Origin of the sequence: Streptomyces sp. NRRL WC-3549 (genome assembly GCF_000721935.1) — a bacterium.
Taxonomy (GTDB): Bacteria; Actinomycetota; Actinomycetes; order Streptomycetales; family Streptomycetaceae; genus Streptomyces.
Genome location: NZ_KL585415.1, coordinates 21,365 through 35,842 on the forward strand (window position 1 = coordinate 21,365; position 14,478 = coordinate 35,842).

Annotated in this window: 11 protein-coding genes and 2 pseudogenes; 7 read left to right on the forward strand and 6 right to left on the reverse strand. The window is 71.1% G+C overall.

What is annotated here, in order from left to right:
• Both IH13_RS0122865 and IH13_RS0122870 read left to right on the forward strand, forming a co-directional pair.
• A partial coding sequence (locus tag IH13_RS0122865) for a chitinase (RefSeq protein ID WP_420713386.1) occupies positions 1-1,044 on the forward strand: 1,044 nt, incomplete at its 5' end.
• A 126-nt stretch (positions 1,045-1,170) separates the two neighbouring features.
• The gene (locus IH13_RS0122870) at positions 1,171-1,698 is read left to right on the forward strand and encodes a hypothetical protein (RefSeq protein ID WP_031087323.1); all 528 of its coding nucleotides are present in this window, start codon (positions 1,171-1,173) and stop codon (positions 1,696-1,698) included.
• Between the two features lie 125 nt (positions 1,699-1,823).
• On the opposite strand, the pseudogene IH13_RS38175 reads toward IH13_RS0122870, so the two are convergent.
• Positions 1,824-2,611 (reverse strand): annotated as a pseudogene (locus tag IH13_RS38175) (TSUP family transporter).
• Positions 2,612-2,697: 86 nt separating this feature from the next.
• On the opposite strand from IH13_RS38175, the gene IH13_RS0122880 reads away from it, so the two are divergent.
• The 3 genes from IH13_RS0122880 to IH13_RS0122890 all read left to right on the forward strand — a co-directional run bounded on the left by IH13_RS0122880 (position 2,698) and on the right by IH13_RS0122890 (position 5,898).
• A complete protein-coding gene (locus IH13_RS0122880) occupies positions 2,698-3,489 on the forward strand; it encodes an AraC family transcriptional regulator (protein ID WP_031087324.1) in 792 nt (263 codons plus the stop codon).
• A gap of 272 nt (positions 3,490-3,761) precedes the next feature.
• The gene (locus tag IH13_RS0122885; RefSeq protein ID WP_031087326.1) at positions 3,762-4,283 is read left to right on the forward strand and encodes a DoxX family protein; all 522 of its coding nucleotides are present in this window, start codon (positions 3,762-3,764) and stop codon (positions 4,281-4,283) included.
• Between the two features lie 637 nt (positions 4,284-4,920).
• The gene (locus tag IH13_RS0122890) at positions 4,921-5,898 is read left to right on the forward strand and encodes a TIGR03557 family F420-dependent LLM class oxidoreductase (protein WP_031087328.1); all 978 of its coding nucleotides are present in this window, start codon (positions 4,921-4,923) and stop codon (positions 5,896-5,898) included.
• 80 nt (positions 5,899-5,978) lie between these two features.
• Here the strand turns inward: IH13_RS0122890 and IH13_RS38180 are convergent.
• Positions 5,979-6,711: pseudogene (locus IH13_RS38180) on the reverse strand (DeoR/GlpR family DNA-binding transcription regulator).
• A 193-nt stretch (positions 6,712-6,904) separates the two neighbouring features.
• On the opposite strand from IH13_RS38180, the gene IH13_RS0122900 reads away from it, so the two are divergent.
• The gene (locus tag IH13_RS0122900) at positions 6,905-7,450 is read left to right on the forward strand and encodes a GNAT family N-acetyltransferase (RefSeq protein ID WP_031087329.1); all 546 of its coding nucleotides are present in this window, start codon (positions 6,905-6,907) and stop codon (positions 7,448-7,450) included.
• A 488-nt stretch (positions 7,451-7,938) separates the two neighbouring features.
• On the forward strand, positions 7,939-10,539 hold the full coding sequence (gene rph, locus IH13_RS0122905; RefSeq protein WP_031087330.1) for a rifamycin-inactivating phosphotransferase: 2,601 nt from the start codon (positions 7,939-7,941) through the stop codon (positions 10,537-10,539).
• Between the two features lie 215 nt (positions 10,540-10,754).
• Here rph and IH13_RS0122910 read toward each other — a convergent pair whose 3' ends face one another.
• The 4 genes from IH13_RS0122910 to IH13_RS0122925 all read right to left on the reverse strand — a co-directional run.
• The gene (locus IH13_RS0122910) at positions 10,755-11,927 is read right to left on the reverse strand and encodes a permease (RefSeq protein WP_031087331.1); all 1,173 of its coding nucleotides are present in this window, start codon (positions 11,925-11,927) and stop codon (positions 10,755-10,757) included.
• A 168-nt stretch (positions 11,928-12,095) separates the two neighbouring features.
• Positions 12,096-12,749, reverse strand: coding sequence for a prolyl oligopeptidase family serine peptidase (locus tag IH13_RS46155; protein ID WP_420713388.1), 654 nt, complete (start codon positions 12,747-12,749; stop codon positions 12,096-12,098).
• Positions 12,750-13,080: 331 nt separating this feature from the next.
• A complete protein-coding gene (locus IH13_RS0122920; protein WP_082317678.1) occupies positions 13,081-14,196 on the reverse strand; it encodes a hypothetical protein in 1,116 nt (371 codons plus the stop codon).
• A 13-nt stretch (positions 14,197-14,209) separates the two neighbouring features.
• On the reverse strand, positions 14,210-14,478 hold a 269-nt coding region (locus IH13_RS0122925), incomplete at its 5' end, for a DUF4339 domain-containing protein (RefSeq protein ID WP_158791264.1).

A 14,478-nucleotide genomic window follows, 5' to 3' on the forward strand; every position in this document is an offset into this window, starting at 1 on the left:
GCCGCGGCACAGTCCCTGCTCGGCGCGGCGCCGAGCGCGTCGGCACGGGCCGACGTCTCCTCCGCGCACAGCGCGTCCGCCACCGCGGCCGAGACCTGCGCCCTGAAGCCCCGGCCGGAGGGCAAGGTGCTCCAGGGGTACTGGGAGAACTGGGACGGCGCCGCCAACGGCGTCCACCCGCCGTTCGGCTGGACGCCGATCACCGACCCGCTCATCCCCGCCCACGGCTACAACGTCGTCAACGCGGCCTTCCCGGTCATCCGTTCCGACGGAACGGTGCTGTGGGAGGACGGCATGGACGCCACCGTGCGGGTGCCCACGCCGGCCGAGGTGTGCCAGGCCAAAGCGGCAGGGCTCACCGTGCTGCTGTCCATCGGCGGCGCGACGGCCGGGATCGACCTCAGCTCCACAGCCGTGGCCGACCGGTTCGTGGAGACCGTCGTCCCGATCCTGAAGGCGTACCACTTCGACGGCATCGACATCGACATCGAGACCGGTCTCACCGGCAGCGGCGACATCCGCCAGCTCTCGCCCTCCCAGTCCAACCTCATCCGGATCATCGACGGCGTGCTCGCCGCCATGCCACCCGGCTTCGGCCTGACCATGGCCCCCGAGACCGCCTACGTCACCGGCGGCAGCGTCGTCTACGGCTCCATCTGGGGCGCCTACCTGCCGGTCATCAAGAAGTACGCCGACAACGGCCGACTGTGGTGGCTGAACATGCAGTACTACAACGGCAGCATGTACGGCTGCTCCGGCGACTCCTACGAGGCGGGTACCGTCCAGGGGTTCACCGCCCAGACGGACTGCCTGGACAAGGGACTCGTCGTGCAGGGCACCACCGTCAGGGTCCCGTACGACAAGCAGGTACCCGGCCTGCCCGCACAACCGGGCGCGGGAGGCGGCCACATGGCGCCCGCGCTGGTCGCACAGGCATGGAACGCCACCGGCGGACTGAAGGGCCTGATGACCTGGTCCCTCAACTGGGACGGGTCCCGCAACTGGACCTTCGGCGACAACGTCAAGGCGCTCCAAGGCCGTTGAGCCCTTCGCCCGGCCCCTTGCCGCACCCCTGGGCGGGGCCGGGCCCCGGCGTCACGGACGCGTTCCACGCCCGCCCGCGCGGGAAGCCGCTGGCCAGACGCAGCCACCGGGGACGAGAATCCCGTCATGACCGACAACAGTGACGACGCGGACCGCGTGTTCGTACGCAGCAAGTGGGGCACCAACCGCTACGTCTACAACCCCCGCAACCCGGTCGGCCGGGCTCTCATCGCCGGTTCTCTGCTGTTCGCCGCCGGTAGCATGTACGTGCTGTACCACCCGGACCTCTTCGAGCCTTCCCACGACTGGAAGACGGGCGAACTGCGGGACGCGGTGACAACGGCGACCGCTGAACTGTCGAGGGACGCCGAGTTCGGGCCGGGCGGCGGGAGCGGTAGCTACGACGACATCCTGCGGGCCCACATAGCCAAGGCGGCTGACCGCCCGTCGGACGGGATGAGCGTCGCACTCGCCTCGGCCCCTGCGGTGTCCGCCGCATTCACCGGTGGTGAGGAACAAGCCGTGTACACCGTCACCGCCGAGGGCACGGACGCCGCCTTCTGCCTCGACGTCCACGCGGTGACGCGCGAGGGGGGATGGCGTTACGCATCGGTGAGCATCTCCGTCGACGAAGGAGTCTGCCCCGACCCCTGACCCGAAAACGCGGGCAAGGGGCGGGCCGGCCAGGCGTCCGGTCCGCCTCACCGGCCCGCCTCCCCCTGCGTCCGCCGGAACCCCGCGTCCGCCGGAACCCCGCGTCCGCCGGAACCCCGCGTCCGTCAGGCAACCGGCAGCATCGCGACCGTCACGACGGCCAGCAGCCCGACGTACGCCCAGGCGTACGTGCGGTCGGGTATCCGCGGCGGGCGTCGCCGCAGCACGGCGATCACCGGCAGAGCTCCGAGGAGCAGTGCCGAGGCGGCACGCAGGTCGACGAGTCCCGCCAGGTGCCCGTGCACGTCCGCCGCATCGGCGGCCGTCGCCCCGCCCAGGGACACCGCGGTGGCCGGGAGAGCGATGGCGAGAGTGAGCGGGTTGGCCAGCGCCGTCGCCGTGTGCATCGTGTGCCCCGCCCGTCGCATCGCGGGAACGGTCATGACACTGCCCCCCACGCCGAGGAAGGCGGCGACCGCACCCACCGGCGCGGCCGTGGTGCTCCGGGAGCCGCCGCCCCTTGCCGGCCGTGCGGACGCAGGAAGCCGGGCCGCAGGAGCACGTCCCCGATGGTCACGGTGACGTAGGCGACGAACGCCCAGCGCACCAGGCCGGCCGGGGCTAGGCGGGTGGCCAGCGCACCGGCCCAGGCACCGGCCGCGAGCAGGGCGAGCAGCATGCCGCTGCCGCGGAGCGCGACGAGTACCCGTCCGGGTGTGACGGCCGTGGCGAACCCCGCGTTGACCACCATCACCAGGGCGGAGGTGGCCGTCGCCACCCTCATCGCGTCCGTGCCGAGCCCGGCGTCCGCCCACACCACCACGGGAACCGCGACGAACCCGCCGCCGAACCCGAAGAGCACCGTCGTCACCCCGGTGAGGAGCCCGACCCCGATCAACATCACGACATCCATACGCCCACCCCATCAGCCCGCACCGACGTCCCGCATTCGATGGTCGGCACACTTCCTTCGCGTCCCGGCCCCGTAAGGTGAGCAGCGTGAGGAACGTCCCGCCGGCCGAGGTGGACCACGTCGACCGGGCCGTCCTGCCGATCGGCACCGACTACCCGCCCGGCCACGTACTGGACTGGCACGTGCACCGGCGCGCGCAGTTCCTCTACGGCGCCACCGGGGTCATGGTCGTCGACACCGCCGAGGGAACCTGGACCGTCCCGCCCGAACGCGCCGTACTGATCCCGGCGGCCACCCGGCACCGGGTCCGGATGCTGGGCGTGAGCACTCGGAGCCTGTACATCGAACCAGGCGCCGTCCCCTGGTGGCCCGGCACCTGCACGGTCGTGGACGTTCCGCCACTGCTACGGGAACTGCTGCTGGCCGCAGTGGAGTTCACCCCCGACTACAGCTTGTCGGGGCGTGAGGGCAGCATCGCCGCGACACTCCTGTACGAGATCGCGGAGCGCGCCCCGCTGCCGTTCCACGTGGCGATCCCCGCCTCCGCGGACCTCGCGGAGATCTGCCGCGACTACCTGGCCGGCCCGGACGCCGGCGTGACCAACGCCGCGTGGGCGGCGCGCACGGCCATGAGCGAACGGGCCTTCACCCGGCGCTTCCGCGCGGAGACCGGTGACAGCCCCGCCGTATGGCGGAGCCGCGCCCGGATGCTCGCGGCCGTGCCGCTGTTGCGTACCGCGTCGGTCAGCGAGGTCGGCAGCCGCCTGGGTTACACCACTCCGGCGGCGTTCACCGCGGCCTTCACGCGTGTCTTCGGCGTGCCGCCCTCCCGGTTCGCCGCCAGCCGCCAAGGCCACCGGCCGGGCCCACGCCGCTGATGTACGCCCGAGCCGGACGCCCCCTTTCCACGGTCCCGGCCGAGCGGGCCCGTGCGCCAAGACCGACGGACGCCTCGGACGCCGGCGGGCCGGGAAGGGCGAGAGGGAGGCCGCCCGGTGAAGCCTGCCGTCGGTTCCGGCCCGGGCCCACTTTCGGGCCGGCCGGGACGGAGCCGCGCATCGTTCCCCTTCCGCGGGTGCCGAATGGCGCAGGCCGGTCGGGGCACCCGATGATCCCAGTAGGCCCCATCCCTCATCCCGGAGGCAGTGTCATGAGTCTTCTGCGTATCGTCGGCCGCCCGCTCCTCGCCTCGATGTTCATCGCCGGCGGCGTGAACTCCGTGCGCCGGCCCCAGGACGTGGCCGAACTGTCCGAACCCGTCGTCCGGCCGGTGGCCGACCGGGTCGCCGTGCTCCCGGACCGCACCGAGCAGCTCGTACGGCTCAACGGCGCCGTGCAGGTGGTGAGCGGCGTCCTGCTCGGACTGGGACGGTGCCCGCGGCTGTCCGCGCTGGCCCTCGCGGCGACCGTGGTCCCCACGACGCTGGCGGCCCACCGGTTCTGGGAGGTGGAGGACGCCTCCGACCGGGCACAGCAGAGCATCCACTTCCTCAAGAACCTGTCCATGCTGGGCGGCCTGCTGATCGCCGCCGACGACACCGGCAGCGCCCCCTCGCTGCTGTGGCGCGGCCGTCACGCCGCCCACGGTGTGCGCCACGACGCCCATGTGGCGCGCCGCTCGGCCCGTGCCGCGGCGATGTCCGGCGGCGTACGGGCCAAGCTGGGCGTCTGAAGCGGTACGAGGGCCGGCCGCACGGACAGCGAGGCCGGATCGCGCTCCACACGGCTTCCTGCCCGGCCGCCGAGCCCCGGTCACGTCGGCTTCCGCCACCCACCCGTCGGTACCACTGCCCGGCGGACCACCGCACGGGCGGCGGCTGGAGACGGGGTATGGGAGCCTGAAAGGGGCCGGACGGGTGAGCCCGCGAGGCCAGGGGCCCCGGCCGGACAGCCGCCGGGAGCCAGGGCAGGGTGCGGCGCCCGGCCGCTGGAACAGCCCTCACCGCCGCACCCGTGGGCCCCCGGGTTTCCGTCATGGAGGACTGATGAGCAGAGCGGCAGAGGCTGCCAGGGCCGGAATCCGGCAGCTCGCCGGGACGAAGAAGTAGGCCGACGGGATCGCTCCGGACGATGCCCGGGCGAGGGACGAGGGCGAGCAGCAGCAGAGGGAGGCGCGGACACGGGCATCACACGCCCGCCGACGGCACCGCCCCCGGCCCTGACCTTCTCCGGCCGACCGCTCCTGCTCGCCCCGGCCGGAATCACCACTGCGAAACCACCCGACCGACGCGAAAGGGTCGATAGCTCCGCGGAATGCGGGCATGCGCGTGCGGACAGGGACCGGAGAAGAGAGCGAGGAGTGGAGACACATGCAGATCGGATACAAGCTGGCCGCCGAGGCGTTCGGCCCGGGCGAGCTGGTGCGCCAGGCGGTACTCGCCGAGCGCGCCGGGTTCGACTTCGTGGAGATCAGCGACCACTACCATCCGTGGCTCGACAACCAGGGTCACTCCCCCTTCGCATGGACCGTGCTGGGAACCATCGCGGCGCGCACCGAGCGGATCGGGCTGGCCACCGGTGTGACGTGTCCGACGGTGCGCTACCACCCCGCGATCATCGCCCAGGCGGCCGCCACCCTCGCCCTCCTGTCGGACGGACGGTTCACCCTCGGGCTGGGGTCCGGCGAGCGGCTCAACGAGCACGTCGTCGGCCGCGGCTTCCCGGACGCGGTCAGCACCCGGCAGGACATGCTGCGGGAGGCCCTGGAGATCATCAGGCTTCTGTGGAGCGGCGGCTACCGGTCCTACGAGGGCAAGCACCTTCAGCTCTCGGACGCCCGTGTCTTCGATCTGCCCGACTCCCTTCCCCTCCTCGTCGTGGCCGCCGGGGGCCGTGACGCGGCGACGCTCGCCGCCGAGCTCGGGGACGGGCTGTTCGCCACCGAGGACAGGGACGAACTGGTCCGGCACTACCGCGAAGCCGGTGGCACCGGTCCCCGCTACGCCGAGGTCCCCGTCGCCTGGGCGCCCGACGAGAAGAGCGCCGCGCAGGCCGTCCTCGACACCTCCAGGTGGGCGCTCACCGGGTGGAAGGTGATGAGCGAGCTGCCCAATCCGGTGAACTTCGACGCGGCCACCACCACGGTCCGGCTGGAGGACGTCCAGGAGAAGTTCGCGTGCGGACCGGACCCCGCCCTGTACGTGGACGCGGTGCAGAGCTACGTCGACGCCGGATTCGACCGGCTCGTCATGCAGAACGCGGGCCCCGACCCCGACGGGTTCATCGACTTCTACACCCGTGAGCTCGATGCGCCGCTGCGCAGGCTCACGCCGGGGAAGGCCGGGTGACGACGCCGCGGCGCGGCACACCATGACGCGCGGCGAACCCGCCGAGGCCCCGGCCCACGGCGCCGGGCTCCGGCGGACCGTCAGACCGTGACCACCTTGACGCCGATGTCGGCGAGACGGGCGCTCATGTCGGCCGGCAGAGCCGAGTCCGTGACGAGGACGTCGACGTCCTCGAGCCCGCAGATTCGGGCGAAGGCCCGCTTGCCGATCTTCGACGAGTCGGTGACCAGGACGACGCGCTGAGCGCGCTCCGCGAACAGCCTGCTGATACTCGCCTCGTCCTCCTGGTGGGCCATCACGCCGAGCTCGGGATCGAGTCCGTCGATCCCGAGGACGGCCACGTCGAGCACGACCTCCTTCAGTACGCCGGCGGTCAGCGGACCCACCAGCTCGTACGTCTGAGGCCGGGCCACGCCGCCGGTGACGACGATCTTGATCTGGGGCCGTACGGCGAGTTCGCCCGCGATGTTCAGCGCGTTGGTGACGACCGTGAGGGCGGGTGCCGCGGCGGCCTCCACCGCGCCGTGCCGTCCTCCGCCCGCCCGCAACGCCAGCGCGCGGGCCACCTCGGTGGTGGTCGTACCTCCGTTGAGCCCCACGACGTTTCCGTCGCCGACGCAGTTCGTAGGCGACGCCGTGGGAGATGGCTCCGCCGCGCGTCCGGATGAGCATCTTCTGCTCGGCGAGTTCGTCGAAGTCCCGCCGAACCGTCGCGGGGGAGACCCCCAGGGACGCTGCGGTCTCCTCGACGTCCAGCCTGCCCTCGGCCGCCAGCAGCTCCAGCAGCGCGTTCCACCGCTCGTGTTTGGCCATGTGTCGGGAGCTCCTTGACCTCTGTCCGCGCACGTGAGTCGCCGCGAGAGGCGCTTGTCGGGCTCTTCGCCGGGCCGCCTCGCTGACAAAGGGGGAGCGTAACGCGTACACCGGGGGGGATGTGTATAAGAGACAGCTGCCGGCCTGCGCGACGAGGGTGGTCCTGACAGGGGGAGACACTACTGTGGTCGGGATGAGCGCTGATCCTGTGATACTGCGACCGGTGAACGAGGCTGATCTGCCTCTGCTCGCACGGTTCCTGACCGATCCGGAGGCGACCGGGCCGTTCCAGTGGCTGGGCTGGTCGGATCCGGAGCGCTGGCGGCGGGAGTGGGAGGTGAACGGCCTGCTGAGCGATGAGGGCGGCCGGTTGATGGTGGTGACCGGCACCGACCGGCTCGGATTCGTGTCCTGGCGGAGGGCCGTGACCTCGCGCAGCTCGTACTACTGGAACATCGGCGCCCAGCTGCTGCCGGAGAGCCGCGGCCGGGGGATCGGCACGCAGGCCCAGCGGTTGCTGGTGCGATACCTGTTCGCCCACACCCCCGTCGTCAGGATCGAGGCGGACACCGAGACGGAGAACATCGCCGAACAGCGCGCCCTGGAGAAGTCCGGCTTCTCCCGCGAGGGCGTGCTGCGCAGCACCGTGTTCCGGGATGGGCGCTGGCGGGACGCCGTGCGGTACAGCGTGCTGCGTGAGGATGTCCCGACGGGCCTCCCTGACGGCGGAGCGGCCTGAACGAGGCGGCCGGGCCGGGAGAGGTCCAGGACCAGCGGGCCGCCTGATTCCAGGAGAGGCGGTCGTCCTGGCCGCCTCTTCGCAATCCCGAGGATGCCGCTGTCCGCACCGCGTCGTGAGGTACCTGCCGATTCCGCGGACCGCACAAGAAGAAAGCAAGGAGACATCTCTCCTTGCCACTCCCAAGGTATAGCGCGCCGGGGGGCTTGCGGCAAGACCCGGGGCGCGGCGCAGAATCGTCGGTCGAGACCACAACCTGCGGAAACGGGGGATCACGACGTGCGTGTGCTGACATCGACGTACGGGAGACGCTGTGGCGTCGCACCGGTGGTGGCGCCGGAGGTGCGGCTGCGGGCGCCCGGTGCGGCGGAGGGAGGGCGACCGGAGACGAGGACATGCCCGGCGAGGGGTAGGACGGAGTCGGGCGCGCCGGTGACGGGATCGGTCATCGCGGCGCAACGGAGTACGGCTGTCCCGGAGGTGTCGCCATGACCCGGCCGTATGTGCGGGCTCTCCAGGAGATCGACGAGCTGCAGGTCGCGGTCGCCGGAGGCAAGGGTGCGCACCTGGGCGGACTCTCGCGGATCGAAGGCATCCCTGTACCTGATGGCTTCTGCGTGACGACGGACGCCTTCCGGCGGATCATGGCCGAAGTGCCGTCGATCGATGATCGGCTCGATCAGTTGTCGCGTTCGGACCCGGATGACCGGGCGGCGATCAGTGCGCTCAGCGCGCAGATTCGCCGGGCCATCGAGCAGGTCGTCATTCCGGGCGATCTCGCGGCGGAGATCACCGGCGCCCTGGCCCAGTTTGGCGAGCAGGCCGCCTATGCCGTCCGGTCCAGCGCGACGGCGGAGGACCTGCCGACGGCCTCCTTCGCCGGACAGCAGGACACCTACCTGAACATCGTGGGGCCGACGGCGGTCCTCCGGCACGTCAGCCGCTGCTGGGCTTCGCTCTTCACCGAGCGGGCCGTGACCTACCGTCGGCGGAACGGCATCGACCACCGGACCGTCCACATGGCCGTGGTCGTGCAGCGCATGGTCTTCGCGCAGGCGGCCGGCATCCTGTTCACGGCCGACCCCGTCACGGGCAACCGGAACGTAGCCACCGTGGACGCGGGCTTCGGCCTCGGCGAGGCCCTGGTCTCCGGACTGGTGAACCCGGACGTGTTCAAGGTGCGGCGGGGCGAGATCGTGGAAAAGGCGATCGCCGCCAAACCGCGTGCCGTACACGCCCTGCCGGCCGGGGGTACGCGGGAAGTGGCGATCGACTCGCAACGGCAGCGGGTGCCGGCCCTGACCGATGCGCAGGCCGTGCGGCTCGTGGGGCTCGGGCGGCGGATCGAAGCGCACTTCGGCTGTCCGCAGGACATCGAATGGTGCCTGATCGATGACGGCTTCCAGATCGTTCAGAGTCGGCCGATCACGACGCTGTTCCCCGTGCCCGAGGCCGGCGACCGGGAGAACCACGTCTATGTCTCCGTCGGCCATCAGCAGATGATGACCGACGCCCTGAAGCCCCTGGGGCTGTCCATGTGGCGGCTGACGGCCATGGTGCCGATGAGCGAGGCCGGCGGGAGGCTGTTCGTGGACGTCACCCGGCGCCTGGCCTCACCGGCGAGTCGCACCGGCCTCCTGGACCTCATGGGAAGAGGGGATCCGCTGGTCAGGGACGCGTTGGAGACCGTTCTCGACCGCGATGACTTCGTTCCGTCGCTCCCGGACGCGGATTCCGGCGGGCCGCCCGCAGCACCCGCCTCTGCTCCGGTCGAGACCGATCCCACCCTCGTCACCGGCCTGGTCGAGCGCAGCCGGACGTCCGTCGCCGCCCTGGAGCGCGACATCCGGACGAAGGCCGGACCGACGCTGTTCGACTTCCTGCTGGAAGCGTTCGAGGAACACAAGCGGATCCTCGGTGACCCTCTGAGCATGCGCGTGATCATGGCGGGCATGGAGGCCACCTGGTGGCTCAACGACAAGCTGGGGGAGTGGCTGGGGGAGAAGAACGCGGCCGACACCCTGACACTGTCCGCCCCCGGCAACGTCACGTCGGAGATGGGGCTGGCCCTGCTCGACGTCGCGGACGTGATCCGCCCCCACCCGGAAGTGGTGGCGTTCCTGGAGGACGTCGAGGACGAGGACTTCCTGGACGATCTGGCGGAACTCGCCGGCGGAACCGAAGCCCGCGAGGCCGTCGAGGCCTACCTCGGCAGGTACGGCATGCGCTGCGTCGGCGAGATCGACATCACCAGGCCGCGTTGGCGCGAGCGCCCCACCACGCTCGTTCCCGTGATCCTCGACCACGTCAGGAACTTCGAGCCGGGCGCCGCCGAGCGGCGGTTCGAACAAGGGCGGCACAGGGCGCGGGAGAAGGAACAGGACCTGCTGTCACGCTTGCGGGACCTGCCGGACGGGAACCGGAAAGCCGACGAGGCCAAACGCATGATCGACCGGGTCCGCACCTTCATCGGATACCGGGAGTACCCGAAGTACGACATCGTCAGCCGTTTCTTCGTCTACAAGCAGGCCTTGCTGAGGGAGGCCGGACGTCTTGTGCGGAGCCATGTGCTCCGGGACAAGGAGGACGCCTTCTACCTCACCTTCCAGGAGTTCCACGACGTCTCCCGCTCCGGCCAGGTGGACGAGCGGCTCATTCAGCAGCGCAAGGACGCCTTCCGGTCGTACCACGACCTCACTCCGCCCCGGGTGCTCACATCGGACGGCGAGGCGGTCACGGGGGCCTACCGGCGCGACGACCTGCCGGCCGGCGCCCTGATCGGTCTCCCCGTCTCCACCGGGACCGTCGAGGGAAGGGCTCGCGTCGTCCTCGACATGACGGAGGCGGACCTGGAGACGGGCGACATCCTGGTCACCGCCCACACGGACCCCAGCTGGTCGCCCTTGTTCGTCGGAATCTCGGGCCTGGTGACGGAGGTCGGCGGTCTGATGACCCATGGCGCCGTCATCGCCCGGGAGTACGGCTTGCCGGCCGTCGTGGGCGTCGAGCAGGCGACCCGGCTGATCCGGGACGGGCAGCGGATCCGCGTCCACGGGGCCGACGGGTACGTCGAGATCCTGTCTGCCTGAGGGTTTTCACACGCGGGCGACAACGGGCGCACCTGGCGCCGGAGCGCGTGCACCACCAAGCGGGGCACGCCGCCGTCCGCCGGTGCGCCGGGCGGACGGCGACGACACGGGCTCGTCTCAGTCGTACAGGGCCGTGTCCCCGTCCCGTGTCCCCGTCCCCTGTCCCGCGGGCCGCCGCACCGCTTCTGCCTCTGATCTTGCCCGGTGGGTCCGTGTCAGTGGCGGGAGCGGTTCGGCCGGGCGCCGTCGTGGTCGGATTCGGGTGAGCCGCCCATCATGCCCAGCATGGCCCTGCCGCCCGTGCGCAGGAACCGTACGACCAAGGTTGCTGCCAGCAGGAAGAAGGCGATGTTGAGCCAGGTCGTGTAGTTCCAGCTCACCCCGCTGTCCGGGACGGTGGCGTGGGCGCGGTCGGGGACGAGGCCGAGACCGCCGAAGAGGAACTCGACGACGTATCCGGCCAGGACCATGGCGGTGTAGAAGGTGCCGAGCACGAAGAGGGCCATGCGCGCGCCGTAGTACTTCCGGTAGATGTTCAGGATGGGCAGGATCAGGAGGTCGGCGAAGAGGAACGCCACGACACCGCCGAAGCTGATGCCTCCCTTCCACAGCACGACGGCGAGCGGCACGTTGCCCACCGAACACACGAACGAGGCGATGGCCACCAGGGGGCCGATCAACGGCCCCCACAGCTTGGACGCGAGCGGGTGGCCGTCGAAGAAGAAGGCGCGCCAGAAGGAGTCGGGCACCCAGGCGGCGATCGCGCCGGCGATCAGCAGGCCGACGACGAGGTCACGCAGGATCGCCGCCCACTCCATGACGAAGACGTGGGAGACCGAGGTGAAGCCGTCTCGGGAGAACAGCCTGCGGACGAAGGAGCCCTCGCGCCGCACGGACATGTCCATCGCGGCATGCCCCTCCATGGAGCCGGCCACCCCCCGTTCGGCCTGCTCGCGGGCTCCGCGCAGCAGCTGGTCGCGCAGGAAGAGGCGGAACAGCACCGCCAGGGCGATGATCATGAATGTGCCGCCGGTGAACTCGGCGGCCGTGAACTGCCAGCCCATGAGCAGGGCGAGGATCACGCCGAGCTCGACGACGAGGTTGGTGGAGGCGATCTCGAAAGCCATCGCCGCGGTGAAGTTCGCCCCTTTGCGGAACAGTGAGCGGGCCAGCGCGACCGCGGCGTAGGAGCAGGACGAGGAGGCGATGCCCAGCCCGGTCGCGGTGGCCAGGGTGCGGGGGCGGTCGTCGCCCAGCAGGGAGACGACGGTGGACCTGCGGACCACCGCCTGGACCACTGCGGACAGGGTGAAGCCGAGGATCAGCGCCCAGGCGATCTCCCACGCCATGGAACCGGTGATCGACAGGGCGTGCTGAATTGCGTGCATACGCGTCCTCCCGTGCCCCGGACGGGCCCGATGCGCCGCCCGGATCGTGTACCCCAAGGGGTAACGGTGTGACGCCGCGGACTCGACACGCCTCGCCGTGTCCATGTGGCCTGCCGTGCATGGGTCCGGCGTCACGGGCAGGTCCCGTCCGGCCCGGGGCGGCGAGACCTACCTGCGTCGCGAGGAAGGCCAGGCACTCGGCCTGGAGCGCCACCGTCCGCGAGGCGGCCCGCCGGCCACCGTGGCCCACGCCGTGTTCCGGCCGCAGCAGGACCGGCCCGGAGCCGGGACGGGGCATGCATGCTGCTGGGCGGCGGGCATCTTCCGGGCGTGCAGCGGGTCCGTCCTGGTGTCACCGTCCGAGGCGGTCAGCAGGACGGCCGGGTACGCCGTGGCCGGGGTGATGCGGTGGTAGGGGAGTACCCGAGCAGGGTCCCAACCGGCCGGGGTCCCGGGCGCTGCCGTACTCGGGCACCCAGCTGGGGCCCAGCCCGGACAGCTCGTAGCGGACCACGCCCAGGAGGGGGACATACACACCAGGGCGGCGTACCTCTCGGGCCGCTGGGTGAGGGCCGCGCCGACCAGCAGTTCGCCGTTGGGCCCGCCCCGTCGCCACCAGGTGCTCGGCGGCCGCGTCGAAGTCGTGGAACGTGGGCTGTTCGTGCTCCCCGCTGGCGGCCCGGCCCATTCCTCGCCCTCTTCACCACCACCGCGCAGCCCCGCGCAGGCGAACGGTCGGACGCGGTATGTCCGGACGGCTCGTGGACGAGACGACGAACATCCGCACCGTCGTCCCGTCACGGAACGCGAAGCCGGGAGCACGGAGCGTTCCCGCTCTTCCGTCGTCGCGCGGGAGGACGCGCTGCGGTCGCCCGTGGAGGAGCCGTGGTTGCCGAACTTCTGGACACCGGCGAAACGCAGTGGCTCCAAGAGCAGGGCCGCCATGTCCGTCAAGGCTTCATGGATCCGAGGCAGTAGGCGGCGTTCGAAGAGTTCCTGTCCCGGCAGGCACCACTCGGCGAGCAGTGACGAAGGCTGCGCACCGGCGTCGCAAGGGCCCGCTCGGCCGGGGCGCGGCGCCCGGTGCCGGTGCTTCGGGTGAGCCGAGTTCTATCAGCCGGCGGAGGCTCGCGGACGGCGCTGCTCACGCGCTCTACTTCCGCATCACCAGGAGGACGATCAGCGCGGCGAGGATCAACCCGCACACCACAGCCGCGGCGATCTTGACCTTGCTGTACGGGCGTTCGCCGATGACTTCGGCGGTGCGGGCGTTCACCATGACCTGCCAGCTGGTGCCCGCGTACAGATAGGTGAGGAACCACACGGGCAGCAGCATCAACTTGAACGTGAGCGCCGAGTACTGCGTGTCCAGCGCGGTGACCCGCTGCTCGTCGCCGCCGATGTCGGCCCGGCAGTCGAACTTGATGACGGTGGCCATCCGCTCCTTGGCCGTCACCAGCCCGTCCTCGGGCTCCACGTCGTACCGCACGGTCTGGAAGCCGGCCAGGTACTCAGCCTGGAACGGCTTGGCCTCCTCGAGCGGCCACGGCGTGAGCTTGTCCAACTGGTCGTGGCCGACGTGAGTGGTGCCGGCGACGAGAACGTCGTCGAATGCGCGGCTGACCATCCCGGAGGCAGGGGACCAGCGGGTGTGGCGTACCTGGCGGGTCTTGGTGACGCTCTCGCCGTTCTCGGTGGTGGTGTACGTCTCGGTGACGTAGTAGTAGTCGCCACGTTGACCCCGGTAGCTGGAGGTCGTTTGCGCGTCGTAGGTCCAGTGCGGCAGGTAACTGCCCTTGAACGTCTCCGCCTCGCTGACCTTCTTCAGCCGGGAAGGCGCGAACCAGCGGGAGGATGTCCAGGTGCGCAGTGCTTCCCGGGCCGCGTCCCGATCCAGGCCGAAGGGGACCACGGCCTCCGGCTGCACCCGCTCGGTGGCTTCGGGTTCGGCCACCAGTGCGGTGGCGCAGAACTGGCAGTGCGCGGAGAGGTCGTCGCTCTCGGTGTGGGCGCCGCAGCCCGGACAGACGTACGTGCGTATGCCGTCAGTCGCCGAGCTCCGTGGCTTGACGGGCAGAGTGGCCAGTTCGTCGAAGCTGTGCTCACGGACCTCGCGCGACGCCGTGGTCACCGGCTGTTCATGACCGCAGTACGGACACCGCATGGCGTCGGTGCCCGGCGCGAACACCACCGTGGCGCCGCACGCCTGGCAGGGGTAGGAACGGGAACTCGTGCCGGCAATCCCGGCGTTCTGCTCGTCGGTGTTCAACGTCGCCCCCTTGTCAGGCCTGCGGCGGGAGCGGCGGAGGTACGGCCCCGAAGAGCCGGCTGAGGTCGGGCACCTGGTCGGCGGGCTGCCACCCGGACATCCCCTCCTTCCACATCAACGTCGTCCCGGTCAGGGTGCCCGCGCTCACCAGACCGGCCAGCGCCGTTCGGTCGTACGGCCCTTGCTGGGTGCCGTTGACGCCGATGAACCACTGCTCCTGCACGGGCAGCGGCGGCGGGCCCGCCGAGGGGGCGGGAGATGCGGCAGGGGTGGGGGCAGAGG